We start from the raw sequence: 13,053 nt of genomic DNA, 5'->3' as shown, positions 1-13,053 counted from the left end.
CTCCTGAAGGCTACGACTATTTTTGTGAGAACTGTTGGGTCAGGTAGTTGGCTGTATTGGTCATTTTGGTGACTAATACGTCCAGACTGGTGAACTGGGTTTTGTAACGCGCCATGGTGGCATCAATAGTGGCTTCCATAGCATCGTAACGCTCACCCAGAGTTTTTAGCGTTTTGTTGATCCCGTCTTTCGCGTTCTGGATCACCCCGGCGCTGCCGGTACTGGTGCTGAGCATGGTAGTCAGCGTGTTGTTCATCTGAGTGGCCATACCGGTTTTCTTTCCGTCACCGACAAAATACTGCTGTACGGCGTTCGGGTTATCGGTCAGCGCTTTTTTCAGCTTATCGGTATCGACTTTCAGGTTACCGACGGTACCGTCAGAACCTTTTACCGGGTCCTGGGTAATTCCCAGTTGGGCCATGATCTGTACCGAGCCGCTCTGCACTTCGGTCAGCAGGCCGCGCAGCTGAGACTGGATCCCGCGCACGTTTGCATCGCCAACAAGTGCCCCGTTGCTGGCTGACTGGCTGCCGGCGCCTGCATCAACCGGAACATACTTCGTCAGGCTGTTAATGGTGGACTGCAGCGAGTTATACGCAGTGACCCAGTCGGTGATCGCTTTCTGGTTAGCATCCGTTGCGCGAGTCACCTCTAATGTTTCATCTGCCTTGCTTTCTGCTTTCAGCGAGAAAGTCACGCCAGGCAGGGCATCGGTAATGGTATTCGTCTGGCGCTCAATCGAAATGCTGTTCACTACCACAATCGCGTTTTGAGCTCCGGTGTTAACCGTCAGTGCGCCCGTTTTTGTGGTGGAGTTGTAACCAATTGCGTTTTGCAGCTTATCGTCGCCAGTGACGCTGATCGTCATTTCACCATCCGTACCGGTGGTTTTAGATGACAGCATCAGGCGGTAATCGCCGTCTTTCGCTTTAATGACGCTGGCGGTGACGTTGCCGTTCGCTTTATTAATGGCGCTCGCGATCCCGGCCAGAGACGTATCGCCATCCGCCAGGGTGACCTCTAAAGGCGTTTTCGTGCCCGGCTGGGTGATGGTGATTTTACGCGTCGTACCTGTCGTATCGCCCAGCAGATCCGTGTTGTTTGCATAGGAGCCGGTAGTGAGTGCCTGTGCCTTGGCAACCTGGTTGACGTTGACAACAAAGGAACCCACGGACGCGTCAGCCGTTGTCGTGGCGGTAAAGGCCGTGTTGGTACTGCTAACGGACGTTGAGTTCCAGGTGGTTGCTTTACCCAGTGCAGCGGTGGCAGTCTGCAGCGATGTCATGGCGCTCTGCAGTTTGCCGTAAGCGCTTAACTGTGCGTTATACGTTGATTGCTGGGAAGTAATCGTCGTCAGCTTGGTTCTTTCTGCTGCATCCAACTGATTATATAAATCCCCGAGTCCTGCAGAACCTATCCCGAGGTTACTGATAGTAGCCATGCATATTTTCCTTAAAATACGAAAGTAGTTCAGGACTCTTATCGGCCTCTTAAAGCAAAAGTTTACGATCGTGAGAAAAAAATAATCCAAAGAATAGGCACGTCCTGGCGGGGTAAATGAAAGGATTGCACTTTAGGGTCATTATCCGTGCATTGAAAACACGAATAAGTGTGTGCCTTTTTTGTCATCTCTTTGCGCGTTAAAAAAGCGTAAATAATAAGCCTCTGGCAGACCTTAATTGTTTTTTTAAAAATAAAATCATTAATAATCAGTGTGTTGTAATTTTTTGAAAATTGATTCTAAAGTCTTTTGGGGACCCGTCGATAACCTTGTTGACGGTGAGAGACGCTGTGAGTGTTAGGCACCGGACCTAAAACCCAATTTTTGAAGGAAACAAAATTATGGCAGTTATCAATACTAACCTGTTGTCCCTGACCACTCAGAACAACCTGAACAAATCTCAGTCTTCTCTGGGCACTGCTATCGAGCGTCTGTCTTCCGGTCTGCGTATTAACAGCGCGAAAGACGATGCTGCTGGCCAGGCGATTGCAAACCGCATGACCTCTCAGATCAAAGGCATGAACCAGGCTGCACGTAACGCCAACGACGGTATCTCCATGGCGCAGACTGCTGAAGGTTCTCTGAACGAAATCAACAACAACCTGCAGCGTGTTCGTGAGCTGGCTGTTCAGGCAAGCAACGGCACCAACAGCACGACTGACCTGGCTTCTCTGCAGGATGAAGTTACCGCTCGTCTGGCTGAAATCGACCGAGTTGCGGGCAAAACTGACTTCAACGGCATCAAACTGCTGGACGGTACTGCTGGTGGTGGTACTGGTAAAGTTAAAATTCAGGTTGGCGTGAACGATGGCGACACCATCGACCTGGATCTGAGCGGCGCTAAAGCTGACTCTACTACTCTGGGCGTGAACGCTATCGACCTGAAAGCAATGACCGCTACCGACCTGGACACCATCGACAAAGCTATCGCTAAAGTTGATACCGCTCGTTCAGGACTGGGTGCTGTGCAGAACCGTTTCACCTCTGCAATCAACAATCTGAACAACACCTCTACCAACCTGTCTGCTGCTCAGTCCCGTATCCAGGACGCTGACTACGCAACTGAAGTTTCCAACATGTCCCGCGCGCAGATCCTGCAGCAGGCTGGTACTTCTGTTCTGTCTCAGGCAAACCAGGTTCCACAGACCGTTCTGTCTCTGCTGCGTTAATTTTACGCGTGAAACCCCGCTTCGGCGGGGTTTTTTTATCTCTGCTATTTGAGAATCCGCCTGTGAAACAAATCAGTGTCACTCAACCAAAGCTGGTCGCAGATTTTTCATGTGTCGGTGGGGAATGCCGTGAACATTGTTGTCAGGGCTGGACCATCGCGTTTGATAAATCCTCCGTTAATCGCTATCTGAACAGTAAAAATGCCGCCATTCGTCATACGGCGAAAACGGCAATAAAAGTCACCAAAAAACAGTATGGCAACTGGGGCGAAGTGATTTTCCATACGGAAAGTAAAAACTGCCCGTTTATGGATAAGGAAAAACTCTGTTCTATTCATAGCGCCATGGGTGCCCAGGCCTTAAGCCCAACCTGTTCGTCGTTTCCGCGGACAAACCGGGTCTATAAAAATGAAATCGAAAAATCGCTGAACCTCTCGTGTCCGGAAGTGACCCGACTTCTGTTGAACGATCGGGAGTCTATGTCGATGATGGAATCCATCAGCGTCCAGCAGGACGTCAATACTGCGCCGATGATTGATTTAAAGGCAAAAGTCATCAATCTCTTCTGCCAGAATATTTTCAGCGTTGAGGGCGTCAGCGTTGAAGAACAGGTTTACGCCGTAGTGAAATTCCTGATGGTGGCTGAAAAGCTCGATAATATCGCAGAGAATATCGGCACGCTCGAAACGGTCTATTTCTCGCTGGTTAACGAACTGGTGAGCGGTAAAATCAAAACGGAATTAGGCGGTTTTAATCAGAACTACAGTCTGAAGTTCGCGTTAATTTCGCTCATCCAGAGCTACTTCACGAAGAAAGTGACAGCCCGCGGCGGTGCGGTATTAAACCGTTATTTTACTCAGCTTTATCAACAATTTGAGTCTGCGGGTGACACCGTGCCGGCAGAGAAGGTCATGGAGAACATCGAGTCCGTCTGGCGCGATGTAGCGGGCAGTTACCTTGCCACCAATGACCATTTATTTAAGAACTTTTTTAAATACAAACTGTGGGAGCAGGGCTTCCCGCAGAACAATGGCCGCAGCATGTTGAATAACCTTTATTTAATCGTTGCGGAGTTCTATTTTCTTAAAACGTTACTTGCCGGTCAGGCGATCGTGGCGGGGAAAATTGAACAAGATAATATCATTGATGTTATTTACAGCTTCCACTCCCTTAGCCAGCATAATCAGGAAGCGGGAAAGCTCTTTCATCAACATATAGATAGCGTCAAACTGGGCGACGATCTTTCATTGTTACAACTGTTAATTTAGGCAGAAAAGTTGCCCCTGTTGTGGGCAACCTCAGAATAACCTCACTTTATCCCCCTTTTTCATCCAATTGAACGCCCTGCAGAATCGGATAATCATGCCGATAACTCAACTAACGCAGGGCTGTTTATCGTGAATTCACTCTATACCGCTGAAGGTGTAATGGATAAACACTCGCTGTGGCAGCGTTATGTCCCGCTGGTGCGTCACGAAGCATTGCGCCTCCAGGTGCGCTTGCCGGCGAGCGTGGAACTCGACGATCTGCTACAGGCGGGCGGTATCGGGTTATTGAATGCAGTTGACCGATACGACGCTCTGCAAGGAACGGCATTTACGACTTACGCAGTTCAGCGTATTCGTGGTGCGATGCTGGACGAGCTGCGCAGCCGCGACTGGGTGCCGCGCAGTGTTCGCCGTAACGCGCGCGAAGTGGCGCATGCGATGGGGCAGCTGGAACAGGAACTGGGACGTAACGCAACGGAAACCGAAGTGGCGGAACGTCTTGGCATTGCTGTTGAAGAGTATCGTCAGATGTTGCTCGATACCAATAATAGCCAACTCTTCTCTTATGACGAGTGGCGAGAAGAGCATGGCGATAGCATCGAGCTGGTGACGGACGAGCACCAGCAGGAAAACCCGTTACACCATTTAATGGAAGGGAATTTACGCCAGCGCGTCATGGAGGCTATTGAAGCTCTGCCTGAACGCGAACAGCTGGTATTGACCCTTTATTACCAGGAAGAGCTTAACCTCAAAGAGATTGGCGCTGTTCTGGAGGTGGGAGAGTCGCGGGTAAGCCAGCTGCACAGCCAGGCCATTAAACGCTTACGAACCAAGCTGGGTAAGTTATAGGTGATTGATTCACCTTAAAAATGCCGCACAACGTATTGACAACCAGGAGTTATCATGACGGTGCAGCAATCTAAAAGACGGCCTTTAAGCCGCTACCTGAAAGACTTTAAACACAGCCAGACGCATTGCGCCCACTGTAACAAGTTACTCGATCGTATCACGCTGGTTCGCCGGGGCGAAATCGTCAATAAGATTGCGATTTCGCGTCTCGACACGTTGATGGACGAAGCAGCATGGCTCGAAGAGCAAAAAGAGTGGGTGGCGCTTTGCCGTTTCTGTGGTGATCTCCACTGCAAAGAGCAAAGCGACTTCTTCGATATTATCGGCTTCAAGCAGTTTCTGTTTGAACAAACGGAGATGAGCCACGGCACCGTTCGCGAATATGTCGTTCGCCTGCGCCGCCTTGGGCAACATCTGACCGTAAACAATATTTCTCGCGATCTGCTTAAAACCGGTTATCTGGATGAAAATCTGGAGCCGTGGCTGCCTGCGACCAGCACCAACAACTACCGAATTGCGCTGCGCAAGTATGCGCAATACAAGGTGCAAATGCCGGGTGCCATAAAGCAGAAAGCCCACGCCGGAACAACTTCTGATATATATTAAAAAAGAATAAGATGTAGCGCAGTCGCCTTTGACGTGGCAGGCGATTTCTCTACACTACGTAAAAATTCCACTATATCGGGGTATTTATGAAATTTGCACTTCTGGGTCGTCAGGCGCTGATGGGTGTTATGGCCGTTGCGCTGGTTGCGGGCATGAGCGTGAAAACGTTCGCCGCAGAAAACCTGCTGAATAAAGTGAAGGAGCGCGGTACGCTGCTGGTCGGGCTGGAAGGAACCTATCCTCCGTTCAGCTTCCAGGGCGATGACGGTAAGCTGACCGGTTTTGAAGTGGAGTTTGCTGAAGAACTGGCGAAGCACCTCGGCGTTAAAGCGTCACTGAAACCGACCAAATGGGACGGTATGCTGGCGTCGCTGGATTCCAAACGTATTGATGTGGTGATTAATCAGGTGACCATTTCTGACGAGCGTAAGAAGAAATATGACTTCTCTACGCCGTACACCGTGTCCGGTATTCAGGCGCTGGTGAAGAAAGGCAACGAAGGCTCCATCAAAACGGCTGCGGATCTGAAAGGGAAGAAAGTCGGTGTCGGTCTGGGTACCAACTACGAAGAATGGCTGCGCCAGAACGTGCAGGGCGTGGATATCCGTACCTATGATGATGACCCGACGAAATACCAGGATCTGCGCGTGGGCCGTATCGACGCCATTCTGGTTGACCGCCTGGCCGCGCTGGATCTGGTGAAGAAAACCAACAATACCCTGGCAGTAGCGGGTGATGCGTTCTCTCGTCAGGAATCCGGCGTTGCCGTTCGTAAAGGTAACGAAGACCTGGTCAAAGCGATTGATTCCGCGATTGCTGACATGCAAAAAGACGGCAGCCTGAAGGCGCTCTCCGAGAAGTGGTTCGGTGCAGACGTAACCAAATAAGTCTTTTGACGTAAAAAAAGGCGCTTTTAAAAGCGCCTTTTTTATTTCTTACGCGTCTGCGTGCATAATGAAAAATATCACATTTTGTCTGAGTTACCGGAGAACCCATGCCACTACAGAATTTAACGCGCTTTCCCCGCCTGGAGTTTATCGGCGCGCCAACGCCGCTGGAGTACCTGCCGCGATTTTCTGATTATTTAGGCCGCGATATTTTTATTAAGCGTGATGACGTGACGCCGATGGCGATGGGGGGCAATAAGCTGCGCAAGCTGGAGTTTCTGGCGGCTGACGCACTGCGCGAAGGCGCGGATACGCTCATTACCGCCGGGGCTATCCAGTCCAACCACGTTCGTCAGACGGCGGCAGTGGCGGCAAAGCTCGGACTCCACTGCGTGGCATTGCTGGAAAACCCGATTGGCACGCGGGCAGAAAACTATCTCACCAACGGCAACCGCCTGCTGTTGGACCTGTTTAACGTGCAGGTTGAGATGGTCGATGCGTTGACCGACCCGACCGCTCAGCTCGATGAGCTGGCGACGCGTCTGGAAGCGCAGGGTTTCCGCCCCTACGTTATCCCCGTCGGCGGCTCGAACGCGCTGGGCGCGCTGGGGTATGTGGAAAGTGCGCTGGAAATCGCGCAGCAGTGCGAGGGTGCGGTGAGTCTCTCCTCCGTGGTTGTCGCATCCGGCAGCGCGGGCACGCATGCCGGGCTGGCGGTGGGGCTGGAGCAACTGCTGCCGGACATCGAGCTGATTGGCGTGACGGTGTCCCGCAGCGTCGCGGACCAGAAGCCAAAAGTGGTCACTTTACAGCAGGCGGTAGCCGCGCAGCTGGAGCTGAAGGCAAAGGCCGATATTCTGCTCTGGGACGACTATTTTGCGCCGGGTTACGGTACGCCTAACGAAGAGGGCATGGAAGCGGTGAAGCTGCTGGCGCGCCTCGAGGGGATACTGCTCGATCCGGTCTATACCGGCAAAGCGATGGCCGGACTGATTGACGGCATTGCGCAGAAACGCTTTAAGGATGAAGGGCCGATTTTATTTGTCCATACCGGCGGGGCGCCTGCGCTGTTTGCCTACCATCCTCATGTCTAAAAATCAGGTCGAAAAATAATAATGCAAGAAAGTATTCAACTGGTTATTGATTCTCTGCCGTATCTGCTAAAAGGTGCGGTATTTACGTTACAGCTCAGTATCGGCGGGATGTTCTTCGGGCTGGTGCTGGGATTTGTGCTGGCACTAATGCGCATGTCACCCATCCTGCCGGTACGCTGGCTGGCGCGCTTTTATATCTCCGTATTTCGCGGCACGCCGCTTATCGCCCAGCTCTTTATGATCTACTACGGTTTGCCGCAGTTTGGTATCGAGCTGGATCCGATTCCGGCAGCGATGATTGGTCTGTCGCTCAATACCGCGGCGTACACGTCAGAAACCCTGCGAGCAGCGATCTCCTCCATTGACAAAGGGCAGTGGGAGGCGGCGGCCAGTATCGGGATGACGCCATGGCAGACTCTGCGTCGAGCCATTCTGCCGCAGGCGGCACGCGTGGCGCTTCCACCGCTGAGTAACAGCTTCATTAGCCTGGTGAAAGATACGTCCCTGGCGGCAACGATTCAGGTACCGGAACTGTTCCGTCAGGCGCAGCTCATTACTTCGCGCACGCTTGAAGTCTTTACCATGTATCTGGCCGCCTCGCTGATTTACTGGGTGATGGCGACGGTGCTGTCTGCTCTGCAAAACTACTTCGAAAACCAGCTTAACCGCCAGGAGCGTGATCCAAAATGAGTGCTATCGACGTCAAAAACCTGGTGAAAAAATTCCACGGTCAAACGGTGCTCCACGGGATCGATCTTGAAGTCGAGCAGGGTGAAGTGGTGGCGATTATCGGACCGAGCGGTTCGGGAAAGACGACGCTGCTGCGCAGTATTAACCTGTTAGAACAGCCGGAAGGTGGCACCATTCGGGTAGGGGACATAACGATTGATACCGGGAAATCCATCAGCCAGCAGAAAGGGTTGATTCGCCGTCTGCGCCAGCATGTCGGCTTCGTTTTCCAGAACTTTAACCTCTTCCCGCACCGCACGGTGCTGGAGAACATTATCGAAGGGCCGGTTATCGTTAAAGGTGAGCCAAAAGAGGAAGCGACTGCGCGGGCTCGTGAACTGCTCGCCAAAGTTGGGCTGGCGGGGAAAGAGACCAGCTATCCGCGCCGTCTGTCTGGCGGACAACAGCAGCGTGTGGCGATAGCGCGCGCGCTGGCTATGCGCCCTGACGTGATCCTTTTTGATGAACCGACCTCTGCGCTCGATCCGGAACTGGTGGGTGAGGTGCTGAACACCATTCGCCAGCTGGCGCAGGAAAAACGGACGATGGTGATCGTGACGCACGAAATGAGCTTTGCACGCGATGTTGCTGACAGAGCCATCTTCATGGATCAGGGGCGGATTGTGGAGCAGGGGCCGGCGAAAAGCCTGTTCGCTAACCCTCAACAGCCGCGAACCCGTCAGTTCCTTGAAAAATTCCTTATGCAGTAGCATTTTTGCACTAATTTGCTCCAGAAATTTAGGCTGGAGCAAATTATTCTCCCTTAGGGGGCTGTCGTTTGTTTTTTTATTCCATCCAGCTCGGATAAACCTTATCAATAGTAAAGTTAATTGTGCTATTGCCGATATTTTGTAGTTAGAAAAAAGTTTTATGTGTTAGGTTATATTCACCATAATAATGATTATTTTTTCAGAGGCTTCATTTAGTAAGTATGAAGGATTCAGACTTTTTCACCTGGCGACGGGATTGCTCCCTCCGGTTTCAGGAATTGACCTGTGTCGACGAGGTATATCAGGAATTACAGCGACAAACTCAGACGCTTGAATTCGATTGTTACGCGCTCTGCGTGCGCCATCCCGTGCCGTTTACCCGGCCTAAGATCTCTGTGCATACCACTTACCCAAAGCAGTGGATGGCGCAATATCAATCCGCGAACTATTTCGCTATTGATCCCGTCTTAAAACCGGAGAATTTCATTCAGGGTCATTTACCCTGGACAGACGCATTATTCGCTGACGCGCAGGAATTATGGCACAGCGCGCAGGACCACGGTTTACGCGAGGGAATAACGCAGTGTCTGATGTTGCCTAATCATGCGCTTGGCTTCCTGTCTGTTTCTCGTACTAGTCTACTGGAAGGGCCTTTTGCCCGTGAGGAAATAGAACTGCGGTTGCAAATGCTTGTGCAAATGGCCTTAACTTCTCTGGTGCGTTTTGAAGATGAGATGGTCATGCCACCCGAAATGAAATTCAGCAAACGCGAGCGCGAAATTCTGAAATGGACTGCGGAAGGGAAGACGTCAGCGGAAATAGCGATCATTCTCTCTATCTCTGAGAATACCGTTAACTTCCATCAGAAAAATATGCAGAAGAAATTCAATGCGCCTAACAAAACCCAGATTGCGTGTTACGCGGCGGCAACGGGGCTGATCTGACAGGATAATACGTTCTGCGTGACAGACGAGGGAACGGCTGGATGCACTGCATCCAGCCGTTTTTTGTTACTGGCGGTAGGCTTGTTTAATTTGCTTAACGGTGTTAGCAAATACCGCAGATTCAGCCTGGTCTTCCATCTCCGCGATTTGTTTTTCCATTTTAATGATCACACGACCGGCATCAGCCTGGCCCATCGCCTGCAGCATCAACGTTAGCAATGCTTTCAGGCAGTTTACTTCCTGTGCCAGTTCCTGGTTATTCTCCGCAGTGGCAAATTCAGGTGTGCTCATTTATTTTCCTCATTATTAAACGGCGCTAAAGCGCGACGACGAAAGTCAAGGCGGCGGAGTATACCACAAGCTGAAGCAAAAAATGCAGTGGTTGTTTTTTGTACTTTTACGTGGATGTTTAATTGCGTAAACAGAACGTACCGGTAAACTTAACCGCCGTTAAAGGCTATTAATTGTTTATGCCCGGCTCGCTTGCCGTTAATTATTGTTACAAAAATTTGAGATCTGTTTTTTTGCAGGAAAAGCCTGCAAGTTTTTTGTAACTTTTTGAATACAGATGCTTAAAAAAAGCTGCAAAAGCCCTGAATGCATGGTCTCTTTTTCCACGGACTGTACAGCCTAATTTCCAAAAACGAGAGCAAAATCGAATAGCCGGTTTTTTAACGTTTTAATCTTGCGAGGAAAACCGTTAATATAAACCAAATTATCACTCAGTAGCGTTATCCCTATTCTGGAGACATTTCCTTTGATCAACGTCCTTCTTGTTGATGACCACGAACTGGTGCGCGCAGGGATACGACGCATTCTTGAAGATATTAAAGGTATTAAAGTTGCCGGTGAAGCGTGCTGCGGCGAAGATGCGGTAAAATGGTGCCGCACAAACTCGGCCGATGTGGTACTGATGGATATGAACATGCCCGGTATCGGTGGTCTTGAAGCTACACGCAAAATCGCGCGTACATTTGTTGATACCAAAGTCATCATGCTGACCGTGCATACCGAAAACCCACTGCCCGCGAAAGTGATGCAGGCGGGTGCAGCGGGGTACCTGAGTAAAGGTGCTGCGCCGCAGGAAGTCGTCAATGCAATCCGTTCCGTGTTTGCCGGACAGCGCTACATAGCTTCCGACATTGCCCAGCAGATGGCGCTGAGTCAGATCGAGCCCGAGAAAACCGAATCACCGTTTGCCAGTTTGTCCGAGCGTGAATTGCAGATTATGCTGATGATCACCAAAGGTCAGAAGGTAAATGAGATCTCGGAACAGCTGAATCTTAGCCCGAAAACGGTGAACAGCTATCGTTACCGGATGTTCAGTAAACTGAACATTCATGGTGACGTTGAACTGACGCACCTGGCCATTCGGCACGGTTTGTGTAATGCGGAGACGTTGTTAAGTCAGTGAGTGATGTGTTCGATTCAAAAGCATTTCTGAAAACCGTAACCAGCCAGCCTGGCGTCTATCGCATGTATGACGCTGGCGGTACGGTTATCTACGTGGGGAAGGCAAAAGATCTTAAAAAACGCCTCTCCAGCTATTTTCGCAGTAACCTGGCCTCCCGTAAGACCGAAGCGCTGGTCTCACTCATTCAGAATATTGATGTCACCGTCACGCACACCGAGACAGAAGCGCTGCTGCTTGAGCACAACTATATAAAGCTCTACCAGCCGCGCTATAACGTTCTGCTGCGTGATGATAAATCCTACCCGTTTATTTTTCTGAGCGGCGACACCCATCCGCGCCTCGCCATGCACCGCGGTGCAAAACACGCTAAGGGCGAATACTTCGGGCCGTTCCCTAACGGCTATGCCGTGCGTGAAACGCTGGCGCTGCTGCAAAAAATCTTCCCGATCCGCCAGTGTGAAAACAGCGTTTATCGTAACCGCTCGCGCCCGTGCCTGCAGTACCAGATTGGACGCTGCCTGGGGCCCTGCGTGGAAGGGCTGGTAAGTGAAGAAGAGTATGCCCAGCAGGTGGATTATGTGCGCCTGTTCTTAGCCGGAAAAGACGATCAGGTCTTAACGCAGCTGATCGCGCGCATGGAAAAAGCCAGCGCCGCACTCGAGTTCGAAGAGGCCGCGCGAATCCGCGACCAAATCCAGGCGGTGCGCAGAGTCACTGAGAAACAGTTTGTCTCGAATACCGGTGACGATCTCGACGTCATCGGCGTAGCCTTTGACGCCGGGATGGCCTGCGTGCACGTGCTGTTTATTCGCCAGGGCAAAGTGCTCGGCAGCCGCAGTTATTTCCCGAAAGTGCCCGGCGGTACCGAACTGGGTGAAGTGGTGGAAACCTTTGTCGGCCAGTTCTATCTGCAGGGAAGCCAGATGCGCACGCTGCCTTCTGAGATCCTCCTCGATTTTAATCTTGACGATAAAACCCTGCTGGCCGATTCGCTCTCTGAACTGGCGGGCCGTCGGGTCAATGTTCAAACAAAACCGCGCGGCGATCGTGCGCGTTATCTGAAGCTGGCACGAACCAACGCAGCGACGGCACTCACCACTAAGCTGTCGCAGCAGTCGACGGTGAACCAGCGATTAACGGCCCTGGCGGCGCTGCTGAAGCTTCCGGAAGTGAAACGGATGGAGTGTTTCGACATCAGTCACACGATGGGGGAACAGACGGTGGCGTCTTGCGTGGTGTTTGATGCGAATGGCCCACTGCGAGCCGAGTATCGCCGCTATAACATCACCGGGATCACGCCAGGTGATGACTATGCGGCCATGAATCAGGTGCTGCGTCGTCGCTATGGTAAAGCCATAGAAGAGAGCAAAATCCCGGATGTGATCCTGATTGACGGCGGGAAAGGGCAGCTCGGCCAGGCGAAAGCGGTATTTGAATCGCTTGATGTCAGCTGGGATAAAAACCATCCGCTGCTGCTGGGTGTCGCAAAAGGGGCAGATCGTAAGGCCGGTCTGGAGACACTGTTCTTCGAGCCGGAAGGCGAGGGCTTCAGCCTGGCGCCGGACTCCCCGGCGCTGCACGTCATCCAGCATATTCGCGATGAATCACACGATCATGCCATCAGCGGTCACCGCAAAAAACGGGCGAAGGTGAAAAACACCAGTAGCCTGGAAACGATTGAAGGCGTGGGGCCAAAACGTCGCCAGATGCTGCTGAAATATATGGGCGGATTGCAAGGATTACTCAACGCCAGCATGGAGGAAATTGCAAAAGTGCCGGGTATTTCGCAAGGGCTGGCAGAAAAGATCTACTACTCGTTGAAACATTGAGGGCTCTGTAGCAACATAGAGCTAAATTTTACTGACAACAAATAGTTACCGTC

The 13,053-nt window shown here is 51.4% G+C and carries 13 protein-coding genes and 1 pseudogene; 11 read left to right on the top strand and 3 right to left on the bottom strand.

Annotated elements, in window-relative coordinates:
• Window positions 1-16 precede the first annotated feature (16 nt).
• Entirely contained in the window at window positions 17-1,441 is a 1,425-nt protein-coding gene (fliD, locus tag ACOTZB_RS16165; protein ID WP_047741658.1) for a flagellar filament capping protein FliD, read from the bottom strand.
• Window positions 1,442-1,842: 401 nt separating this feature from the next.
• On the opposite strand from fliD, the gene ACOTZB_RS16160 reads away from it, so the two are divergent.
• The 9 genes from ACOTZB_RS16160 to sdiA all read left to right on the top strand — a co-directional run bounded on the left by ACOTZB_RS16160 (window position 1,843) and on the right by sdiA (window position 9,757).
• A complete protein-coding gene (locus ACOTZB_RS16160) occupies window positions 1,843-2,670 on the top strand; it encodes a flagellin (protein WP_421627768.1) in 828 nt (275 codons plus the stop codon).
• A gap of 62 nt (window positions 2,671-2,732) precedes the next feature.
• Window positions 2,733-3,938: a flagellin lysine-N-methylase gene (gene fliB / locus ACOTZB_RS16155; RefSeq protein ID WP_421627767.1), complete on the top strand. Its 1,206-nt coding sequence runs from the start codon at window positions 2,733-2,735 to the stop codon at window positions 3,936-3,938.
• A gap of 129 nt (window positions 3,939-4,067) precedes the next feature.
• Window positions 4,068-4,787, top strand: coding sequence for an RNA polymerase sigma factor FliA (locus ACOTZB_RS16150; RefSeq protein ID WP_014170714.1), 720 nt, complete (start codon window positions 4,068-4,070; stop codon window positions 4,785-4,787).
• Window positions 4,788-4,841: 54 nt separating this feature from the next.
• Window positions 4,842-5,393: a flagella biosynthesis regulatory protein FliZ gene (gene fliZ, locus ACOTZB_RS16145; RefSeq protein WP_008500339.1), complete on the top strand. Its 552-nt coding sequence runs from the start codon at window positions 4,842-4,844 to the stop codon at window positions 5,391-5,393.
• 86 nt (window positions 5,394-5,479) lie between these two features.
• Window positions 5,480-6,280: a cystine ABC transporter substrate-binding protein gene (tcyJ, locus tag ACOTZB_RS16140; RefSeq protein WP_047652374.1), complete on the top strand. Its 801-nt coding sequence runs from the start codon at window positions 5,480-5,482 to the stop codon at window positions 6,278-6,280.
• Window positions 6,281-6,387: 107 nt separating this feature from the next.
• Window positions 6,388-7,374, top strand: a complete 987-nt coding sequence (gene dcyD, locus ACOTZB_RS16135) for a D-cysteine desulfhydrase (RefSeq protein WP_421627764.1) — start codon at window positions 6,388-6,390, stop codon at window positions 7,372-7,374.
• A 21-nt stretch (window positions 7,375-7,395) separates the two neighbouring features.
• On the top strand, window positions 7,396-8,064 hold the full coding sequence (gene tcyL, locus ACOTZB_RS16130; protein WP_014884380.1) for a cystine ABC transporter permease: 669 nt from the start codon (window positions 7,396-7,398) through the stop codon (window positions 8,062-8,064).
• Window positions 8,061-8,813 carry an L-cystine ABC transporter ATP-binding protein TcyN gene (gene tcyN, locus ACOTZB_RS16125; protein ID WP_047652372.1) on the top strand — a complete coding sequence of 251 codons (753 nt, stop codon included), beginning with the start codon at window positions 8,061-8,063 and terminating at the stop codon, window positions 8,811-8,813. Before tcyL ends, tcyN begins: the two co-directional genes overlap by 4 nt.
• A 221-nt stretch (window positions 8,814-9,034) precedes the next feature.
• Window positions 9,035-9,757, top strand: a complete 723-nt coding sequence (sdiA, locus tag ACOTZB_RS16120) for a transcriptional regulator SdiA (RefSeq protein WP_193806412.1) — start codon at window positions 9,035-9,037, stop codon at window positions 9,755-9,757.
• A gap of 66 nt (window positions 9,758-9,823) precedes the next feature.
• Here the strand turns inward: sdiA and ACOTZB_RS16115 are convergent, their stop codons facing one another.
• Complete coding sequence (locus tag ACOTZB_RS16115) at window positions 9,824-10,048, bottom strand: DUF2594 family protein (RefSeq protein WP_008500345.1); 225 nt, start codon at window positions 10,046-10,048, stop codon at window positions 9,824-9,826.
• 25 nt (window positions 10,049-10,073) lie between these two features.
• A pseudogene (locus tag ACOTZB_RS16110) lies at window positions 10,074-10,142 on the bottom strand (hypothetical protein); the annotation flags it as partial.
• Between the two features lie 372 nt (window positions 10,143-10,514).
• On the opposite strand from ACOTZB_RS16110, the gene uvrY reads away from it, so the two are divergent.
• Entirely contained in the window at window positions 10,515-11,171 is a 657-nt protein-coding gene (gene uvrY / locus ACOTZB_RS16105) for a UvrY/SirA/GacA family response regulator transcription factor (RefSeq protein WP_013096026.1), read from the top strand.
• Window positions 11,168-13,000, top strand: a complete 1,833-nt coding sequence (uvrC, locus tag ACOTZB_RS16100; RefSeq protein WP_421627763.1) for an excinuclease ABC subunit UvrC — start codon at window positions 11,168-11,170, stop codon at window positions 12,998-13,000. Before uvrY ends, uvrC begins: the two co-directional genes overlap by 4 nt.
• Window positions 13,001-13,053 lie beyond the last annotated feature (53 nt).

This window comes from Enterobacter cloacae complex sp. SHL020 (genome assembly GCF_049236945.1).
Classification (GTDB): domain Bacteria; phylum Pseudomonadota; class Gammaproteobacteria; order Enterobacterales; family Enterobacteriaceae; genus Enterobacter; species Enterobacter dykesii.
This window is presented reverse-complemented; position numbering and strand designations above follow the sequence as displayed.

What these genes read in the sequence shown, in the direction of transcription:
- dcyD (WP_421627764.1), top strand. Translation starts at nt 6,388, where the DNA reads ATGCCACTACAGAATTTAACGCGCTTTCCCCGCCTGGAGTTTATCGGC.
- tcyN (WP_047652372.1), top strand. Translation starts at nt 8,061, where the DNA reads ATGAGTGCTATCGACGTCAAAAACCTGGTGAAAAAATTCCACGGTCAA.
- fliZ (WP_008500339.1), top strand. Translation starts at nt 4,842, where the DNA reads ATGACGGTGCAGCAATCTAAAAGACGGCCTTTAAGCCGCTACCTGAAA.
- ACOTZB_RS16160 (WP_421627768.1), top strand. Translation starts at nt 1,843, where the DNA reads ATGGCAGTTATCAATACTAACCTGTTGTCCCTGACCACTCAGAACAAC.
- tcyL (WP_014884380.1), top strand. Translation starts at nt 7,396, where the DNA reads ATGCAAGAAAGTATTCAACTGGTTATTGATTCTCTGCCGTATCTGCTA.
- tcyJ (WP_047652374.1), top strand. Translation starts at nt 5,480, where the DNA reads ATGAAATTTGCACTTCTGGGTCGTCAGGCGCTGATGGGTGTTATGGCC.
- fliD (WP_047741658.1), bottom strand. Translation starts at nt 1,441, where the DNA reads ATGGCTACTATCAGTAACCTCGGGATAGGTTCTGCAGGACTCGGGGAT.
- sdiA (WP_193806412.1), top strand. Translation starts at nt 9,035, where the DNA reads ATGAAGGATTCAGACTTTTTCACCTGGCGACGGGATTGCTCCCTCCGG.
- ACOTZB_RS16115 (WP_008500345.1), bottom strand. Translation starts at nt 10,048, where the DNA reads ATGAGCACACCTGAATTTGCCACTGCGGAGAATAACCAGGAACTGGCA.